General features: G+C 71.4%; 16 protein-coding genes. 9 read left to right on the forward strand and 7 right to left on the reverse strand.

What is annotated here, in order from left to right; all coding sequences use genetic code 11:
- Nucleotides 1-4 precede the first annotated feature (4 nt).
- The 3 genes from ACN28A_RS08100 to ACN28A_RS08110 are packed head-to-tail and all read right to left on the reverse strand — an operon-like array spanning nt 5 to nt 2,804.
- Nucleotides 5-916, reverse strand: a complete 912-nt coding sequence (locus ACN28A_RS08100) for an ABC transporter ATP-binding protein (protein WP_421393784.1) — start codon at nt 914-916, stop codon at nt 5-7.
- Nucleotides 913-1,797 (reverse strand): ABC transporter permease, encoded by an 885-nt coding sequence (locus ACN28A_RS08105; RefSeq protein ID WP_421393785.1) that lies wholly within the window; start codon nt 1,795-1,797, stop codon nt 913-915. The genes ACN28A_RS08100 and ACN28A_RS08105 overlap by 4 nt, the downstream gene beginning before the upstream one ends.
- Nucleotides 1,794-2,804 carry an ABC transporter ATP-binding protein gene (locus ACN28A_RS08110; protein WP_421393788.1) on the reverse strand — a complete coding sequence of 337 codons (1,011 nt, stop codon included), beginning with the start codon at nt 2,802-2,804 and terminating at the stop codon, nt 1,794-1,796. The genes ACN28A_RS08105 and ACN28A_RS08110 overlap by 4 nt, the downstream gene beginning before the upstream one ends.
- A gap of 163 nt (nt 2,805-2,967) precedes the next feature.
- Between ACN28A_RS08110 and ACN28A_RS08115 the strand changes: the two genes are divergently transcribed.
- From ACN28A_RS08115 to galT, 5 genes are all read left to right on the forward strand, one after another.
- Nucleotides 2,968-3,564 carry a DM13 domain-containing protein gene (locus ACN28A_RS08115; RefSeq protein WP_421393791.1) on the forward strand — a complete coding sequence of 199 codons (597 nt, stop codon included), beginning with the start codon at nt 2,968-2,970 and terminating at the stop codon, nt 3,562-3,564.
- Between the two features lie 125 nt (nt 3,565-3,689).
- Nucleotides 3,690-5,219, forward strand: a complete 1,530-nt coding sequence (gene cysC / locus ACN28A_RS08120; protein ID WP_421393793.1) for an adenylyl-sulfate kinase — start codon at nt 3,690-3,692, stop codon at nt 5,217-5,219.
- A 135-nt stretch (nt 5,220-5,354) separates the two neighbouring features.
- Nucleotides 5,355-7,427 (forward strand): beta-galactosidase, encoded by a 2,073-nt coding sequence (locus ACN28A_RS08125; RefSeq protein ID WP_421393796.1) that lies wholly within the window; start codon nt 5,355-5,357, stop codon nt 7,425-7,427.
- On the forward strand, nt 7,427-8,206 hold the full coding sequence (locus tag ACN28A_RS08130) for a DeoR/GlpR family DNA-binding transcription regulator (RefSeq protein WP_278064143.1): 780 nt from the start codon (nt 7,427-7,429) through the stop codon (nt 8,204-8,206). The genes ACN28A_RS08125 and ACN28A_RS08130 overlap by 1 nt, the downstream gene beginning before the upstream one ends.
- Nucleotides 8,207-8,255: 49 nt before the next feature.
- The gene (gene galT, locus ACN28A_RS08135) at nt 8,256-9,335 is read left to right on the forward strand and encodes a galactose-1-phosphate uridylyltransferase (RefSeq protein WP_421393799.1); all 1,080 of its coding nucleotides are present in this window, start codon (nt 8,256-8,258) and stop codon (nt 9,333-9,335) included.
- Nucleotides 9,336-9,460: 125 nt separating this feature from the next.
- Here the strand turns inward: galT and ACN28A_RS08140 are convergent, their stop codons facing one another.
- Nucleotides 9,461-9,832 carry a hypothetical protein gene (locus ACN28A_RS08140; protein WP_421393801.1) on the reverse strand — a complete coding sequence of 124 codons (372 nt, stop codon included), beginning with the start codon at nt 9,830-9,832 and terminating at the stop codon, nt 9,461-9,463.
- A gap of 296 nt (nt 9,833-10,128) precedes the next feature.
- Here ACN28A_RS08140 and ACN28A_RS08145 point away from each other — a divergent pair, with 296 nt between their 5' ends.
- Nucleotides 10,129-10,572: a VOC family protein gene (locus tag ACN28A_RS08145; protein WP_421393803.1), complete on the forward strand. Its 444-nt coding sequence runs from the start codon at nt 10,129-10,131 to the stop codon at nt 10,570-10,572.
- 323 nt (nt 10,573-10,895) lie between these two features.
- On the opposite strand, the gene ACN28A_RS08150 is transcribed toward ACN28A_RS08145, so the two are convergent.
- Entirely contained in the window at nt 10,896-12,113 is a 1,218-nt protein-coding gene (locus tag ACN28A_RS08150; RefSeq protein WP_421393804.1) for an NADP-dependent isocitrate dehydrogenase, read from the reverse strand.
- 81 nt (nt 12,114-12,194) lie between these two features.
- Here ACN28A_RS08150 and ACN28A_RS08155 point away from each other — a divergent pair, with 81 nt between their 5' ends.
- Nucleotides 12,195-13,013 carry an MBL fold metallo-hydrolase gene (locus ACN28A_RS08155; RefSeq protein WP_421393806.1) on the forward strand — a complete coding sequence of 273 codons (819 nt, stop codon included), beginning with the start codon at nt 12,195-12,197 and terminating at the stop codon, nt 13,011-13,013.
- Nucleotides 13,014-13,065: 52 nt separating this feature from the next.
- Here ACN28A_RS08155 and ACN28A_RS08160 read toward each other — a convergent pair whose 3' ends face one another.
- Complete coding sequence (locus ACN28A_RS08160) at nt 13,066-14,016, reverse strand: malate dehydrogenase (protein ID WP_421393807.1); 951 nt, start codon at nt 14,014-14,016, stop codon at nt 13,066-13,068.
- A gap of 129 nt (nt 14,017-14,145) precedes the next feature.
- The gene (locus ACN28A_RS08165; RefSeq protein WP_421393809.1) at nt 14,146-15,027 is read right to left on the reverse strand and encodes a bifunctional methylenetetrahydrofolate dehydrogenase/methenyltetrahydrofolate cyclohydrolase; all 882 of its coding nucleotides are present in this window, start codon (nt 15,025-15,027) and stop codon (nt 14,146-14,148) included.
- A gap of 475 nt (nt 15,028-15,502) precedes the next feature.
- Between ACN28A_RS08165 and ACN28A_RS08170 the strand changes: the two genes are divergently transcribed.
- Both ACN28A_RS08170 and ACN28A_RS08175 read left to right on the forward strand, forming a co-directional pair.
- Nucleotides 15,503-17,137, forward strand: a complete 1,635-nt coding sequence (locus ACN28A_RS08170) for a peptide ABC transporter substrate-binding protein (RefSeq protein WP_421393810.1) — start codon at nt 15,503-15,505, stop codon at nt 17,135-17,137.
- Between the two features lie 124 nt (nt 17,138-17,261).
- On the forward strand, nt 17,262-18,200 hold the full coding sequence (locus ACN28A_RS08175) for an ABC transporter permease (protein ID WP_421393812.1): 939 nt from the start codon (nt 17,262-17,264) through the stop codon (nt 18,198-18,200).
- Nucleotides 18,201-18,202: the final 2 nt, after the last annotated feature.

Genomic DNA, 18,202 nt, shown 5'->3' on the forward strand with positions numbered 1-18,202 from the left:
GAGGTCACGCCTCCACCAGGTAGGAGAACACGCTCTCCAGGGACTCGTCCGAGGGCAGCAGCCGGCGTACCCGGATGCCGGAGGCCAGCGCGATCCTCGGCAGGGCCCGGGTGAAGCTGCCGTAGTCGCCGGCCCGGACGGTCAGGCCGTCCCGGGTCACGTCCACCCCGTTCACCGAAGGCTGGCCGATCAGCTGCACCGCCAGCCGGCGGTCGTCGCTGGACTGCACCGCGAAGACGTGCGGCCGGTTGGTCATCAGCCGGCGGATCGTCCGGAAGTCGCCGGAGGCGGCCAGCCGGCCGGAGACGATCACCTGCACCGTACCGGAGACCTGCTCGACCTCCTCCAGGATGTGCGAGCTGAACAGGATCGTCCGGCCCTGCTCGCCGAGCGAGTGCAGCAGCTCCATCATGTGCAGCCGCTGCCTCGGGTCCATCCCGTTGAACGGCTCGTCCAGCAGCAGCACCTGCGGGTCGTGCACCAGCGCGGCGGCGACCCGGGCCCGCTGCCGCATGCCCTTGGAGTACGTGCCGATCCGGCGGTCCTGCGCTTCGGTCAGCTCGACCAGCTCGATCGCCCGCCGGGCCGCCTCCGCCGGCTGCGGCAGCCGGTGCAGCTTGGCGCTGGCCAGCGCGAACTCGTACGCGCTGAGGAAGTCGTAGACCGACTCCCGCTCGGTGACCAGGCCGAGCCGCCGGTAGACCTCCGGGTTGCCCCAGGTGGGCTCGCCGTCGAGCGTCACCGTGCCCTTCGAGGGGGCCAGGAAGCCGGCCATCATGTGCAGCACGGTGGTCTTGCCGGCACCGTTCGGCCCGAGCAGCCCGGTGACCCCCGCGCCGAGGCTCATCGACACGTCGTTGACCGCCACCACGTTGCCGTACCAGCGGGAGACGCCGGCCAGTTGCAGTTCACTCATTTCGCGGCGACCTTCCGGTAACGGGCGAGCAGCAGCAGGACCCCGAGGACGACGAACCCGACGGCGACCAGGGCGTAGAGCGGGCCGTACGGGCCGACGTCGAGGTCGCCGCTCGGCTCGAACATCCAGTCGCCGATCCCGCCGACCATGGTGACCGGGCTGGCCAGTCCGGCGAGCTGGTTGGCCGCCTGGTACGGCAGCACCGAGAGCACCCCGACGACCGGGGTGGTGAGCAGGAACGCCCCGACGATCGCCCCGGCCGCGACGGCCCGGCGGCGGACCAGCGAGGCGACCAGCAGCGCCAGCGCCGAGTAGACGACCGCGTGCACGGCGACGTAGCCGAGCGCCGGCAGGAAGTCGGTGAACTCGTCCCAGACCGCGCCGAAGCCGTCGACCATGAACGCGGAGCCGGCGAACATCACGGTCAGCGGCGCGCCGACGGTCAGGAACGTCGCCGAGACCAGTGCGGCGAGTTTGACGAGCGCGTAGTCGCCCCGGTGCAACGGCCGGGCGAAGTAGAGCGGCAGCACCCCGCTGTGCAGGTCCCTCGACGCGAGTTCCGGAGCCACGATGGCGCAGAAGAAGATGATCAGCACGCTGAGTGTCTCGGGGAACTCGGCGTAGCTCAGCGCGAGGCTGCCGGTCTGGGCGCGTACGGCGGTCAGCACCGCGGCGACCACCCCGACCACCCCGACGATCAGCCACGGGAAGATCTTCGCCTTGAAGGTGCGCCCGAGCCCGAAGGCGGTGCGCAGGCTGTGCAGGTAGAGCGAGCCGACCAGGTAGCGCCGGCCCAGCCGGGGGCCGTCGTAGCGCTGGTAGCCGATGTCGTGGATGACCCCGGCCGGGCGGTCCGGCCGGGCAGCGTCGAGGGTGGTCATCGGGCGCCCTCCAGGGACGTGCCGGCGGTGACCGGTGCGGGCACCCGGGCCGGATCGGTGGCGAAGAGTTCGACGACCCGGTGCCGCCGCTGGTCGAGCCGGTGCAGCGGCAGGTCCAGCTCGGCGACCGCGGTCAGGATCAGGTCGTAGGTCCGGTCGAGGGCCGAGTCCGCGGCCGGTGCGCCGGCTGACGCGCCGGCCGGGCCGGCTTCGGTGTCGAGCAGGGGTACCAGCAGTTGCCGGCCGTCCCGCCGGACCGGCAGGCCGGCGGCGGCGAGCCGGGCCGCCAGCTCGTCGGTGCCCTCGCTCACCTCGACCGAGAGCACCTCGGTCACCGCGGTCATGTCGGCCAGCTGCGCCGACCGGAGCAGCTTGCCGCCCTCGATCGCGACGAGCGCGTCGCAGATCCGCTCGACCTCGCCGAGCAGGTGCGAGCAGACCAGCACCGAGATGCCGAACTCGGTGCCGATCCGCTCGATCAGGGCGAGCATGGCGTCCCGGCCGGCCGGGTCCAGCCCGTTGGTCGGCTCGTCGAGCAGCAGCAGGTCCGGGTCGTGCACAAGCGCCTGGGCCAGCTTGACCCGCTGTTTCATGCCGGTGGAGTAGCCACCGACCTGGCGGTACCGCTCCTCGTAGAGGCCGACGTGCCGCAGCGTCTCGGAGGCCCGCTCCCGGGCGGTCGTCTTGGGCAGCCCGCTCATCCGTCCCATGTGCGTGACGAACTCCGCGGCCGACAGGTCGGGCGGCAGGCAGTCGTGCTCCGGCATGTAGCCGACCCGGGCCCGCACCTGGTGCCCGTCGACCGTCGGATCGAGGCCCAGCACCCGGGCCTGTCCGCCGGTCGGTTCCAGCAGGCCGAGCATGATCTTGATAAAGGTCGACTTGCCGGCCCCGTTGGCTCCGACCAGACCGACGATGCCCGGCTCGACGGTGACCGTCAGGTCGGACAGCGCGGTCACCCGATTGCCGTACGTCTTGGTCAGCGACTGGGTCGCGATCACTGTCACGCTGCCAGGGTAGGACCGGCGGCACGTTCCGGAGGTCCGGAAACCACCCTGGAAGTACCCGGAATCGTCCGGGCACCCCACGACCGTCCCCCTAGGGGAGGAGTAAGACTTTCGTAAGCCGGTACGGCCACCCGCGCCGGCGGTGCTCCGGTTGACTGGCGGCATGTTCCGTCGCCTGCTCCGCGCTCCGCTGACCTGGGTGGTCGCCGCCGTACTCGTCGCCGCCGCGATCTTCGGCGGCTACTGGTTCCAGCCCTGGAAGCTCGTGGTCGACCAGAACGTCGCCGAGCGGCTCACCGAGCCCGCGCCGGAGGCGCCGACGACCGGCCCGCCGAGCACCGGTCCGTCGACCGTCGCCCCGTCGACCGCGCCCTCCTCCCCGGCTGCCGGCGCTGCCGCCCGGCCGGTGCTGGTCAGCAGAGGCACCTTCGTCACGCACGAACACGAAACCAGCGGAACGGCCCGGATCGTCCGCCAACCCGATGGCGGCCACCGGCTGGAACTGGTGGACCTGGACACCTCGAACGGGCCCGACCTGCGGGTCTGGCTCTCCGACCAGCCGGTCCGGGCGGGCCGGGCAGGTTGGCACGTCTTCGACGACGGCCGCTTCGTCGAACTCGGCCGGCTGAAGGGCAACCGGGGCGACCAGGCGTACGCGGTACCGGCCGGTACCGACCTCGAACGGCTGCGCAGCGTCTCGATCTGGTGTCGGCGTTTCGCGGTCTCCTTCGGCGCGGCCGAACTCGGCCCGGTTCGGTAACCTCCTGGTGGCCACCGCCGGCAACTCGACGGGACCGGCGCGCCGCGTCCAAACGGGAGTGGCGGTCTCGACCGATCGGCGGCCGGCTGCGAAACTGTGTGCCGGCCGGCGTAGTTGGGGGTGCGATGAGCAACGGGTGGGTGCTGCCCGACGAGCTGCTGCGGGATGCTCCGGCGTACACGCCGCGCCCCTACGAGCTGGCCGACCTGGAGTTGCTGCTCTCCGGCGCGTACGCCCCGCTCGCCGGCTTCATGGGCCGGGCCGACCTGGCCTCGGTGGCCCGGCGCGGCCGGCTCGCCGACGGCGGCCCCTGGCCGGTGCCGGTGACCCTCCAGGTGCCGGCGGATCTGGTCGGCGGCCTCGACCTGGACAACCCGGTCGAGCGTGGCCTGGTCCTGACCGACCCGGAGGGGGCGCCGATCGCGCTGCTGGAGGTCGCCGACCTCTGGCCCACCACCCAGGGCTGGTACGGCGTCGGCGGCCCGGTACGCCGGATCGGCGACGGCGGCCACGGCCCGTTCCAGCGACTGCGCCGTACCCCGGCCGAGGTCCGGGAGCTGCTGCCGCCGGGGCGGGTGCTCGGGGTGATCGCCGACCGGCCACTGCACCGGCCACAGCTCGCGCAGATCGCGCACGCGGTCCGTACCCTCGCCGCACACCTGCTCATCCTGGTCCCGGTCGCCGACAGCAGTGCGGACGGGCTGGCGCCCGAGGTGCTGGTCCGGAGCGTCTTCGGAGCCCGGGACCGGATGCCCCCGGCGACGATCGTCGCGGTGCCGATCGCCCGGCGCGGCGACGACATCTGGGACGCGCTGCTGCGGGCCCGGGTGGCCCGGGCGTACGGGGTGACCCACGTGCTCTCCACCACCGAGATGGTCACCGGCGGCGGGCTGCGGATGCTCGTCCCCCGGGAACTGGCCTACGACAACCGGGACGGCCAGTGGCGGTGGCGGGACGACATCCCGCCGCGCAACCGGCGGCTGGCGCTGGACCAGGCGGAGATCGAGGACCTGCTCGACCGGGGCTTCCCGCTGCCGGAGTGGCACACCCCGCCGGCGGTGGCGAAGGAGTTGACCCGGGCCCGGCCGTCGCGCCGGCACCGGGGGCTGGTGGTCTTCCTCACCGGGCTCTCCGGCTCGGGCAAGTCGACGATCGCCCGGGGGCTGGCCGACGCGCTGCGGGAGGGCGGAGACCGCACCATCACGCTGCTCGACGGCGACGTGGTGCGCCGGGAACTCTCCGCCGGGCTGGGCTTCAGCCGGGCCGACCGGGACCTGAACGTACGCCGGATCGGCTGGGTCGCCACCGAGGTGGCCCGGCACCGGGGGTTGGCGATCTGCTGCCCGATCGCGCCGTACCACCGCGCCCGGGCGACCGCCCGGGAGATGGCCCGGTCCGCCGGGGCGGGATTCGTGCTGGTGCACGTCGCCACCCCGCTGGCGGTCTGCGAGCGGCGGGACCGCAAGGGGCTGTACGCCCGGGCCCGCGCCGGCCAGCTCACCGGGATGACCGGGATCGACGACCCGTACGAGGAGCCGGCCGACGCCGACCTGGTGCTGGACACCACCGACATGACGGTGGACGAGTGCGTTCAGCTACTACTGGCCCACCTGACCGAGACCGGCTGGGTCGAGTCCCGCCTGCAACAACTGTAAGGAAGGGCCCCCGCCTTATCGCATTCCGTGTAGGAAGGGCCCCCTCCTGACACCTCACACGCTCCTACCCTGGACGCCGCGCGGGCGCTAGTGTTCGTATCTGTTGGATTGCGTGCGGGCGCGTTTGGAGGCGGTGTGACCGGTCTGGTGCCGAACGTCGAGGGCCTGAGCTACGGCGGGGACTACAACCCGGAGCAGTGGCCCGAGGAGGTCTGGCCGCAGGACGTGGCGCTGATGCGCGAGGCCGGGGTCAACCTGGTCACCGTCGGCGTCTTCGCCTGGGCCTGGCTCGAACCCGCACCCGGGCGCTACGACTTCGACCGGCTGGACCGGATCATGGACCTGCTGCACTCCGGTGACATCCGGGTCTGCCTGGCCACCGCCACCGCCTCGCCGCCGCCCTGGTTCTCCGCCGCCCACCCGGAGACGCTGCCGGTGGACGCCGACGGGCGGCGGCTCAGCTACGGCAGCCGGCAGGCGATCTGCGCCAGCTCACCGGTGTACCGGCAGGCCGCCCTGGCGCTGGCCGAGCAGCTCGGCCGGCGCTACGCCGACCATCCGGCGCTGGCCGTCTGGCACGTGCACAACGAGTACGCCTGCCACAACCCGCACTGCTACTGCGACGTCTCGGCCGAGGCGTTCCGCGGCTGGCTGCGGCACCGGTACGGCGACCTCGACGCCCTGAACGCGGCCTGGGGTACGGCGTTCTGGTCGCAGACGTACACCGACTGGGCGCAGGTGCTGCCGCCCCGGGCCACCCCGACCTCGTCGAACCCGGGGCAGGTGCTGGACTTCAGGCGGTTCAGCTCGGACGAGCACCTGGCCTGCTTCACCGCCGAACGGGACGCGCTGCACCGGCTCTCCCCCGGCGTACCGGTCACCACGAACCTGATGACCGCGAGCTGCGTCGACCTGGACCACTGGACCTGGGGCCCGGAGCTGACCGGCCCGGACCGGCTGCTCTCCAACGACCACTACCTGCTCGGCGAGCACCCGCTCGAACCGCCGGCCCAGATCGCCTTCGCCGCCGACCTGAGCCGGTCGCTGGCCGGCGGCCCGTGGCTGCTGATGGAGCACTCCACCAGCGCGGTCAACTGGCAGCCGCGCAACCTGGCCAAGCCGGCCGGGCAGCTCGTCCGGGACGCGCTGGCGCACGTGGCCCGGGGCTCGGAGGGTGCGCTCTTCTTCCAGTGGCGGGCCAGCCGGGCCGGCTCGGAGAAGTGGCACTCGGCGATGCTGCCGCACGCCGGCACCGACTCGAAGATCTGGCGCGAGGTGGTCGAGCTGGGCCGGCACCTGCGGGCGCTGGCCGAGATCGAGGGCTCCCGGACCGAGGCCGAGGTCGCGGTGCTGCTGGACTACCCGTCGGTCTGGGCCCAGGAGGCGGCCAACCAGCCGAGCACCGACATGGTGGCCTTCGACGAGATCCGCCGCTGGCACAGCGCGCTCTGGCGGGCCGGAATCACCGCCGACCTGGCCCCGCCGGCTGCCGACCTGAGCCGCTACCGGCTGGTGCTGGCCCCCGCCCTCTACCTGGTCGACGACGCCGCGCTCGACAACCTCACCGGGTACGTCAGCTCCGGCGGCACCCTGGTGGTCGGCCCGTACAGCGGGCTCGTGGACGCCTGCGACCGGGTCCGGCCGGCCCCGCTGCCGGGCGCCTTCGCCGAGCTGCTCGGCATCCGGGTCGAGGAGTTCTTCCCACTGCCGACCGCCGGCACGGTACGCCTGGACGACGGCACCTCGGCGGCGGTCTGGACCGAGCTGCTGACCGCACCGGAGGCCGAGGTGCTGGCCAGCTTCGACACCGGGCCGGTCGCCGGCGGTCCGGCGATCACCCGACGGGCGGTCGCCGGCGGCGGCAGCGCCTGGTATCTCGGCACCCGGCTGGAGCAGACCGCACTGGGCGCCCTGCTGTCCCGGGTCGCGGGCGAGGCAGGTGCCGGGCCGACCGGTCCGGCCGTACCCGGGGTGGAGCAGATCCGGCGCCGGCACCCGGACGGGCGGTCGTACCTCTTCCTGCTCAACCGCTCCGACCGGCCGGCGGAGGTCGACGCGGCCGGGACCGACCTGCTGACCGGCACCGGGTGGGCCGGCCCGACCCGGGTCGGACCGCGCGGCGTCGCCGTGCTGGCACAGCCGCCGGCCGAGCCGGCCCAGGCACCGGCAGCGGCAGCGGCAGCGGCAGCGGCGACAGGTACACCCTGATGCTGGCCCAGCAGCGTCAGGAGGCGATCCTGGGCCGGGTCCGGGCCACCGGCGGGGTCCGGGTGACCGAGCTGGCCGGCGAGTTCGGCGTCTCCGACATGACCATCCGGCGCGACCTGGAGGCGCTTGCCGAACGCGGCCTGCTGGCCAAGGTGCACGGCGGGGCGACCACCGCCCGGCCCGGCTCCACCGACGAGCCGGGCTTCGCGGCCAAGTCGGTGCGGCAGCAGGCCGAGAAGGCCGCCATCGCGGCCGAGGCCGCCCGACTGGTCACCGCCGGGATGGCTGTCGCGCTCTCCGCGGGTACGACGACCGCCGAGCTGGCCCGCCGGCTGGCCGGGGTACCGGCGCTCACCGTGCTCACCAACTCGATCCCGGTCGCCGAGATCCTGCACCGGTCCGGGCGCCCCGACCAGACGGTGGTGCTGACCGGCGGGGTACGCACCCCGTCCGACGCCCTGGTCGGGCCGGTCGCGGTGGCCACCATCCGCTCGCTCCACCTGGACCTGGTCTTCCTCGGGGTGCACGGGATGAGCGAGCGGGCCGGGTTCAGCACCCCGAACCTGCTGGAGGCGGAGACCAACCGGGCCCTGCTGGCCGCGGCGGACCGGCTGGTGGTGCTTGCCGACTCGACGAAGTGGGCGACGGTGGGGATCTCCTCGTTCGCCGGGTTGGCCGAGGCGCACACCGTGGTCTGCGACACCGGCCTGCCCGAACCCGCCCGGGAGGTCCTCCGGGCGCACGTACCGGAACTACTGCTCTGTGAGGTGGCACGGTGAGCCTGCCCGGCAAGGTACTGCGACGCACGCTGCGCGGCGAGGTGGGCCGGTGAGGCGGACGGCGGTGAAGCTGGCCGACGGGCGCGAGCTGATCTACTTCGACGAGCGCCCGGACGCGGTCCGGGAGGGGCCGGACCGGCGGGAGCTGCCGCTGCCGCCGCCGGCCTCGCAGCTGCGCTACGACCCGCTGGTCGACGAGTGGGTGGCGGTCGCCGCGCACCGGCAGGACCGGATCTTCCTGCCGCCGAGCGACAAGTGCCCACTGTGTCCGTCCACACCGGAACGTTCCGGCGAGGTCCCGGCGTACGACTACGACGTGGTGGTCTTCGAGAACCGGTTCCCGTCCTTCAGCGACCGGCCCGGTGACCCGCCCGGCGAGATCACCCCGTTCACGGCGGTGCGGCCGGGGACGGGACGGTGCGAGGTGATCTGCTTCACCGCCGACCACTCCGCGTCGTTCGGCACCCTGCCGCCGAGCCGGGTGCGTACCGTACTGGAGGCGCTTGCCGACCGTTCCGCCGCGCTGTCCGGACTGCCCGGGGTGGAGCAGGTCTTCTGCTTCGAGAACCGGGGCGTGGAGATCGGGGTGACCCTGCACCATCCGCACGGGCAGATCTACGCGTACCCGTTCCTGCCGCCGCGCAGCCGGGCGATGCTGGCGGCGGCCCGCCGGCACGCGGAACGCACCGGCGGGCGCAACCTCTACGCCGACGTACTCGCCGCCGAACGGGCCGCCGGGGACCGGGTGGTGCTGGCAAACGAGCACTGGACGGCGTACGTGCCGGCCGCCGCGCGCTGGCCGTTCGAGGTGCACGTCGCGCCGCACCGACCGGTACCGGACATCCCGGCGCTGGACGACGCCGAGCGGGACGCCTTCGGCCCGCTCTACCTGGACCTGCTGCGCCGGCTCGACCGGCTCTTCGACCGGCCGCTGCCGTACATCTCGGCCTGGCACCAGGCGCCGGTGCACGCCGATCCGGCCCTGGCCCACCTGCACCTCCAGGTGTTCAGCATCCGGCGGGCGGCCGACAAGCTGAAGTACCTGGCCGGCTCGGAGTCGGCGATGGGAGTCTTCGTCAACGACATCGCGCCGGAGCGGGCCGCCGCACTCCTCCGGGCCGCCGGCTGAGTTCGGGCTGTCCCAGACCGCCCTCGCCGGCTGGGTGCTGGTCGGCGAGGGCTGGGGATCGCACGGCGGATCAGGGCGGCGGCGTGCGGTCTACCGCACGCCGCCGCCCCACCAGAGCCGGACGATCAGCTCGGACTGAGATAGCTCTGCAACACCGTCGGCCGGTAGCCGGCGGCCCAGAACTCCGAGTTCTTCGCGGCGAAGCCGGCCGCGTCCCAGCCGAAGATGACCGGTCGTCCGTCGCCGCCCGGCTCCCAGATCGCGTCGTAGCGCAGCGCCCCGGTGTTCGTCAGGTAGCTGCTCAGGTACTTCATCCGGTAGCCGCTGGCCCAGTGGTTGCCGTTCGCCTGCGAGACCTCGTCCCAGGTCCCGCCGAGCAGGACGGGCCGGGCGTCGGTGCCCGGCATCCAGATGCCGACGTAGCGGATGTCGTTGGTGATCGGGCTGTTCTGCGGCACCCCGGTCACCTGGACGAGCCGATATCCCTGGGCACGCATCTTGGCGTCCTCGGCGAGCAGGCTCTCCCGGGTCCAGTCGACGACGTACCGCCGGCCGTCGGTGCCGGGCTTGAAGATGGCGTCGTACCGGAAGCTCCCGGCGTGCGGGTAGCGGTTGATCCGCCACGGCCGCAGCCCCTGGTTCCAGTACGTCCCGACCTGGGTGAAGAACTGCTGCTCGGTCCAGCCGATCAGGACCGGGCTCGGACCGCTGCCCGGCTTCCAGATCGCGTTGTACCGCAGTTCACCGACGAAGCGGGCACGCTGGAGGGTGCCGGGCCGGACAATGACTGGTCATGGAGCAGCGCGTGCACTTCCTGACCGTCGCCACCCGGGATCTGGACCGGGCCCGGGAGTTCTACCTGGACGGGCTGGGCTGGACGCCGACCCTGGACGTACCGGACGAGATCCTCTTCTTCCAGGTGGCCCCGGGGGTGGTGCTCGGGCTCTTCGAGGCGGAGGCGTTCGCCGCCGACCTCGGGGCCGGTACGCCGGTGCTACCCGCGCCGACCGGGTTCACCCTGTCGCACAACGTGGAGAGCCCGGCGGAGGTGGACCGGGTGCTGGCCCAGGCGGCTGCCGCCGGGGGGACGATCGTCAAGGCCGGTCAGCGGGCTGCCTTCGGCGGCTACCACGGCCATTTCTCGGACCCGAACGACCTGGTCTGGGAGGTGGCGCACAACCCGGACTGGCAGGTCGCCGAGGACGGCCGGGTGACGCTGGGGCCGATCGAGGAGTGAGTGAGGGCGCGGGGGGCCCGGGACAGGGCCCCCCGCAGGGAAGGGACGGCCGGCTGTGCGCAACAGCCGGGAAGACCGCTCCATCCGGTACGGGCCTCTCGCGGCGGCCTCGACCGGGCCGGTCTTCCTGGACGCGACTGGCATCACGTCCACCCTGTCCAACGAGGCTGCGCCCCGACCGGTAACGCCACAAATCAGTCGATCTTAGACGTCCGACCGACCATCCCGAGTAGATCTTGACGACTTGTTGTCGAGGGAACGACAACAAGTCGTCAAGATCTACAGAACGACCTCCCGCGACTCGCGGGATGCGAGGGAGACGGTCAGCCGGCGAGCGTCTTCGCCAGGTTGTTGTCCAGGGCGGCCATGAACTCGTCGGTGGTCAGCCACGGGGCGTCCCGGGAGATGAGCAGGGCCAGGTCCTTAGTCATCTGGCCACCCTCGACGGTCTGCACGCAGACCCGCTCCAGGGTCTCGGCGAACCGGGTCACCTCGGGGGTACCGTCCAGCTTGCCCCGGTGCGCGAGGCCCCGGGTCCAGGCGAAGATCGACGCGATCGGGTTGGTCGAGGTCTTCTCGCCCTTCTGCCACTGCCGGTAGTGCCGGGTGACGGTGCCGTGCGCGGCCTCGGCCTCGACGGTACGGCCGTCCGGGGTCATCAGCACCGAGGTCATCAGGCCCAGCGAGCCGAAGCCCTGCGCCACCGTGTCGGACTGCACGTCACCGTCGTAGTTCTTGCAGGCCCAGACGAAGCCGCCCTCCCACTTCAGCGCGGCGGCCACCATGTCGTCGATCAGCCGGTGCTCGTAGCTGATCCCGGCGGCGTCGAAGTCCGCCTTGAACTCGGCCTCGAAGACCTCGGCGAAGAGGTCCTTGAACCGGCCGTCGTACGCCTTGAGGATGGTGTTCTTCGTCGACAGGTACACCGGGTAGCCGCGGTCCAGGCCGTACCGGAACGAGGCGCGGGCGAAGTCCCGGATGGAGTCGTCGTAGTTGTACATCCCCATGGTGACGCCGCCACCCGGGAAGTTCGCCACCTCCATCTCGACCGGGGCGCCGCCGTCGGTCGGGGTGTAGGTGATGGTGACCGTGCCCGGCCCCGGCACCACGAAGTCGGTCGCCTTGTACTGGTCGCCGTGCGCGTGCCGGCCGATGATGATCGGCTTGGTCCAGCCCGGTACCAGCCGGGGCACGTTGGACATGATGATCGGCTCGCGGAAGACCACCCCGCCGAGGATGTTCCGGATGGTGCCGTTCGGCGAGCGCCACATCTTCTTCAGGCCGAACTCCTCGACCCGGGCCTCGTCCGGGGTGATGGTGGCGCACTTCACGCCGACGCCGTGCTGCTTGATCGCGTTCGCCGCGTCGACGGTCACCTGGTCGTCGGTCTCGTCGCGGTACTGGATCGACAGGTCGTAGTAGTGCAGGTCGACGTCGAGGTAAGGCAGGATCAGCTGGTCGCGGATCTGCTTCCAGATGATCCGGGTCATCTCGTCGCCGTCGAGTTCTACCACCGGATTCGTAACCTTGATCTTCGCCATCGGGCGACGCTCCTCTCCGGGACATCTGCGCTAGCAGTACGAGCGTACTGGAGAGCGTCGGCGGCCCGTACACTGCCTGCCATGCTCAGCCGCCGCGTGGGCCCGGTCACCGTCGTCGCGCTGCCGGACGCCGAGGGGTTGTTCTTCCAGCCCCGCACCGAGGCGTTCCCGACCGCCACCGCCGCACACTGGCGGCTGGCCGACGAACGCGACCCGGGCGCGGTGACCGCCGACGGGCGGTGGCGGCTGCCGTTCCGCTGTTTCGCGCTCCGCTTCGACGACGGCCCGGACGCCGGCCGGGTGATCCTGGTCGACGCCGGGGTCGGGCCGGCCGACGCGCCGGCCCGGACCTGGGCACCGGTCCCGGGTCGGCTGCCGGCCGAACTCGCCGCCGCCGGCATCGCCCCGGAACAGGTCGACACGGTGGTACTCACCCACCTGCACACCGACCACATCGGCTGGGCGGTCACCGGCGAAGGCGGTACGCCGTACTTCCGCAACGCCCGTTACCTGCTGCAACAGGCCGAGGTGGCGGCGTTCCGCCGGTCCGACCCGGCCGGGGTGGCCGGCTACCTGCTCGACCCGCTCACCGCCGCCGGGCGGCTCGACGCACTCGACGGCGACCGCCGGCTCACCTCCGGGGTGCGGATCATCGCCACCCCCGGCCACACCCCCGGCCACCAGTCGGTACTCGTCGAGCACGCCGACGACGCCCTGCTGCTCACCGGCGACCTGCTGGTGCACGCCGTGCAACTTGTCGCCCCCGAGCTGCCGTACGCGCACGAGGTCGACCCGGCCACCGCCCGCGCCTCCCGGGAACGGCTCCTCGCCGAGCTGGCCGCCCGGCCGACCGGCACGCTCGGCACCCCGCACCTGAGCGACCCCTTCGTACCCCTGTGAGGCGGGCCCCCGCTACAACAAAAAGCGACAAGCGGGGGCCCTTCCTCACAGCTCACATGTTGGCGACGTCGGACTGCTTGGCCCGGACGGCCTCGGCGGCTGCCTTGAGGCTCTCGATCTCGTCGGCGTCCAGCGGGGTCTCCACGACCCGGCGTACGCCCTCGCGGCCGATCTCCGCCTCGACGCCCAGGTAGACCCCGGAGATGCCGAACTCCCCGTCGACCCAGGCACAGACCGGCATCACCTCGCCGGAGTCGGTGGCCACGGCGCGGGCCATCCGGGCGGCGGCGGCCGACGGGGCGTAGTACGCCGAACCGGTCTTGAGCAGCGCGACCACCTCGGCCCCGCCGTTGCGGGTGCGGACCACCAGCTCCTCGATCTGCTCGGCCGGCATCACGTCGCGCAGCGGCTTGCCGTCGACGGTGCTGCGGGACGGCACCGGCACCATGGTGTCGCCGTGCGAGCCGAGGGTGAGGGTGCGCACCGAGCCGACCTTCACGCCGAGCGCCTCGGCGACGAAGTTGCTGAACCGGGCGGTGTCGAGCATGCCGGCCTGGCCGAGCACCCGGTTGCGCGGGAACTGGGTGGCGATCTGGGCCAGCGCGGTCATCTCGTCCAGCGGGTTGGAGACGACGATGACGACGGCGTTCGGGGCGTACTTGGCGACGTTCTCGGCGACCTGGCGGACGATCCGGGCGTTGGTCTCCAGCAGGTCCATCCGGCTCATGCCCGGCTTGCGCGGCAGGCCAGCGGTGATCACGACGACGTCGGAACCCTCGATCGCCTCGTAGCCCTCGCCGCCCTTGCCGGTGGTGACCCCGACGACCCTGGTCTCGAAGCCCTCCACCGGACGCGACTGGTTGAGGTCCAGCGCGATCCCCTCGGGCTTCCCCTCGATGATGTCGGTGATCACGACCGTCTCGAAGACGTCGTACTCCGCCAGGCGCTGCGCGGTCGTCGAGCCGTAGAAGCCGGCACCGACTACGGTGACCTTTTTGCCCATGGTCGTCCCACTCCCTGATACCCGTCTGGTTATTTCCGGACGGTATCAGTCAAGAGTGTTCGGTTCTGGCCAGGGGCGGAATTGCCGGTACCGGGCTCACATCGGCGGCTTCGGCCCACGTCGGCGGCTTCAGCCCCGCGCGGGCGGTTCCAGCTCGGCCTCGGCCCGCTCCACCACGTTCGTCAGCAGCATCGCCCGGGTCATCGGGCCGACGCCGCCCGGCATCGGCACCAGCTTGCCGGCCACCTCGGCGACGTCGGGCCCGACGTCGCCGGTGTAGCGGCCCTTGCCGTCCGCGCCGATCACCCGGGTGATCCCGACGTCGACCACCACGGCACCGGGCCGGACCATGTCCGCGGTGAGCAGGCCCGGCACGCCGGCCGCCACGATCACGATGTCGGCACTGCGGGTGTGCGCGGCCAGGTCGAGGGTGCCGGTGTGGCAGAGCGTCACCGTGGCGTTCTCGCTGCGCCGGGTCAGCAGCAGCCCGAGCGGCCGGCCGACCGTGTTGCCCCGGCCGACCACCGCCACCTCGGCGCCGCGCAGCGGCACCTCGTGCCGGCGGAGCAGTTCGACGATGCCGCGCGGGGTGCAGGGCAGCGGGCCGGGGTAGCCGAGTACCAGCCGGCCGAGGTTGACCGGGTGCAGCCCGTCGGCGTCCTTGTCCGGGTCGATCATCTCCAGTACCCGCTGGGTGTCCAGGTGCGCCGGGAGCGGGAGCTGCACGAGGTAGCCGTGGCAGGCCGGGTCGGCGTTCAGCTCGGCGACCGTGGCGTCCACCTGCTCCTGGCCGGCGTCGGCCGGCAGCTCGCGGCGGATCGAGGCGATGCCCACCTCGGCGCAGTCCCGGTGCTTGCCGTCGACGTACGCCCGGGAGCCCGGGTCCTCGCCGACGAGCACGGTGCCCAGTCCCGGCACGACGCCCCGGTCGGCCAGCGCCTTCACCCGGTCGCGCAGTTCTTCCTTGATCGTCGCCGCGGTCGCTTTGCCGTCGAGAAGGGTGGCCGTCACGCCCCAGATCGTCTCACGCCGTACGCCGGGCCGAGCCGGCACCCGGCCGGTCGGTACCGGGATCGGCCACTCGGCCAACCCCCGCTCGGCCGGGCAACCGACACCAAGCACTAACTATCAGTAGTCGTGTTGTTAGTCACGCTCAGTGAGATCTTGTGGAGTTGTCCACATTATGGAAGGCATGATCGGGGCGAATGCGGACCAATAACGGGCAGCAAGTGACCTGGTGCACGGCGGATTCTCTAGGTGTTTTGTGGGGTCAAATCCTGATTGCCCGAATCTGCCGTTCTGTCGAGCCGAGGCCGCGATAGCAGCTCAAACCAGTTATCCGCAAGTCCTACCGCCCCCCTGTGTTACTGACTCGTAACCATCCAGTTTGGCCAGGCGTCCCGCCACGACCTACCTTTGCCGAGCGTTGCACAGCGTTACCTCAGTGTGGGGACGACTGCTCAGCGTAAGGAGACGAGGAGGCTCAATGCAGGTTCGTAGGCTCGCTGCCTGGACCGCCCTCCCCCTTGCCGCGACCCTCGGCCTCGCGGCCTGTGGCAGCGGCGGAGACTCGGGGGAGAGCGACCCGAATGCGACGGTTTCGATCCAGATCGCGGAACCGCAGCACCTGATTTCCACGAACACCAACGACTCCAGCGGTAACCAGGTGCTGTCCGCCCTGTTCGCCCCGCTGGTCGACTACGACGAGCAGAACAAGCCGTACGAGGTCGCCGCGGAGTCCGTGAACTCGACCGACAACCTGACCTGGACGATCAAGCTGAAGGACGGCTACACCTTCCACAACGGCGAGAAGGTGACCGCGGACAGCTACATCAACGCCTGGAACTACGGCGCCTACGGCCCGAACGGCCAGGGCAACAGCTACTTCTTCGAGAAGATCGCCGGTTACGACGACCTCCAGTCCGAGGACCCGGACGGGGACGGCCCGGAGAAGGCGGCGGAGCCGAAGGCCAAGACGCTGACCGGGCTGAAGAAGGTCGACGACACGACCTTCACCGTGACGCTGGCGAAGCCGTACACCGAGTTCAAGACGGTGCTCGGCTACACCGCGTTCTACCCGCTGCCGGAGGCGGCCTTCTCGGCGCCGGGCGTCATCAAGGAGGGCTACGAGGACGCCCCGATCGGCAACGGCCCGTTCAAGATGAAGGGCACCTGGCAGCACGACGCCAAGGTCGAGGTCGAGCGCTACGACGCGTACCCGGGCGAGAAGCCGAAGATCGCCGGTGCCGAGTTCCGGATCTACCAGCAGCTCACCGCGGCCTACGCCGACGTGCTCTCGGACAACCTCGACGTGGACGTGACCGTTCCGACCGAGAGCCTGAGCACCGCCGCGACCGACCTGGGCGACCGGTTCCAGCAGAGCCAGAACTCGTCCTTCCAGTTCGTGGCCTTCCCCACCTTCGAAGAGGAGTTCAGCAAGCCGGAGGTGCGCAAGGCGATCTCCATGGCGATCGACCGGGACGAGATCGCCAAGTCGATCTTCAAGGAGTCGCAGATCTCGGCGCGCTCGTTCGTCTCGCCGGTGGTCGCCGGTTACCAGGACGACACCTGCGGCGAGGCCTGCGAGTTCGACCCGGCCAAGGCCAAGGCGGCGTACCAGGCCGCCGGTGGCCCGAGCGAGCTGAAGATCACCTACAACGGTGACGGCGGGCACAAGGACTGGGTGGACGCCACCTGCAACCAGCTCAAGGCCAACCTGGGCGTGGAGTGCGTCGGCGCCGCCGAGCCGAAGTTCTCGGACCTGCTCACCAAGGTCGAGGGCAAGCAGCCGGTCGGCCTGATCCGGATGGGCTGGCTGATGGACTACCCGTCGATGGAGAACTACCTCGGCCCGCTCTACACCACCAACGGCTCGTCGAACTACTACGGGTACAGCAACCCGGAGTTCGACCGGCTGGTGCAGGAGGGTACGACCGCCGCGACCCCGGACGAGGCGATCAAGAAGTACCAGCAGGCGGAGCAGATCCTGGCCCAGGACATGCCGGTGATCCCGCTCCGGTTCGGCCAGAACGTCTACGCGCACTCGACCCGGGTCAAGAACGTCGAGGTGGACCTCTTCCAGGTCGTCGACATGACCAAGATCGAGGTCGTCAGCAGCTGAGCTGACCGCACGGCCGGTCCGGGCCACCCGGTGCAGACCACGGGTGGCCCGGACCGTTTCCCGGACGTACCGGCCCGGCCCTGCCATACCGCGCCCCAGCCCACCCAACGGAGAGTAAGCAAGCATGTTCCGCTACATCGTGCGGCGCCTGCTGCAGATGGTCCTGGCGTTCTTCGGGACCACTCTGATCGTCTACGCGCTGATGTTCGCCGGACAGGGTGACCCGATCCAGGCACTCGCGGGCGAACGCCCGGTCAGCGCGGCGCAGCGGGCGTACCTGACCGAGAAGTTCCACCTGGACCAGACCGGCGTCGGCGGGTTCTTCTACCGCTACTTCGACTACGTCGGCAACCTGCTCCGGGGCGACCTCGGCGACTCGCTCACCGGGCGGGACATCGGCGACATGCTGGCCCAGGCGTGGCCGGTGACCGTCAAGCTCGCCGTCATCGGGCTGCTGGTGGCGATCCTGGTCGGCGTCACCGCCGGGGTGATCGCCGGACTCCGCCGGGGCGGCATCTTCGACAACGCCACCCTGGCGCTGACCCTGCTGGTGCTGGGCATCCCGACGATCGTGCTGGCGCCGCTGGCCCAGTACTTCCTCGGCGTCAAGCTGCCGATCTTCCCGCCGACCGCCGGCGCCGATCCCAGCCTGCACGCCCTGCTGCTGCCCGGCATCGTGCTCGGCTCGCTGTCGCTGGCCACCGCGCTGCGGCTGACCCGTACCTCGGTGGCCGAGAACCTGCGCTCCGACTACGTACGCACCGCCCGGGCCAAGGGGCTGCCGGTGCGGCGGATCGTCACCGTGCACGTACTCCGGAACTCGCTGATCCCGGTGATCACCTTCCTCGGCGTCGAACTCGGCAACCTGATGAGCGGCGCGATCATCACCGAGGGCGTCTTCAACATCCCGGGCGTCGGGTTCAACCTCTTCCGCGGCATCAAGACCGAGGACGGACCGCTGGTGGTCGGCCTGGTCAGCGTGCTGGTCGTGGTCTATCTGGTGTCGAACCTCGTGGTCGACGTCCTGTACGCCGTCCTCGACCCCCGCATCCGGTACGAGTGAGG

The organism is Plantactinospora sp. WMMB782 (genome assembly GCF_049179135.1).
Classification (GTDB): domain Bacteria; phylum Actinomycetota; class Actinomycetes; order Mycobacteriales; family Micromonosporaceae; genus Plantactinospora.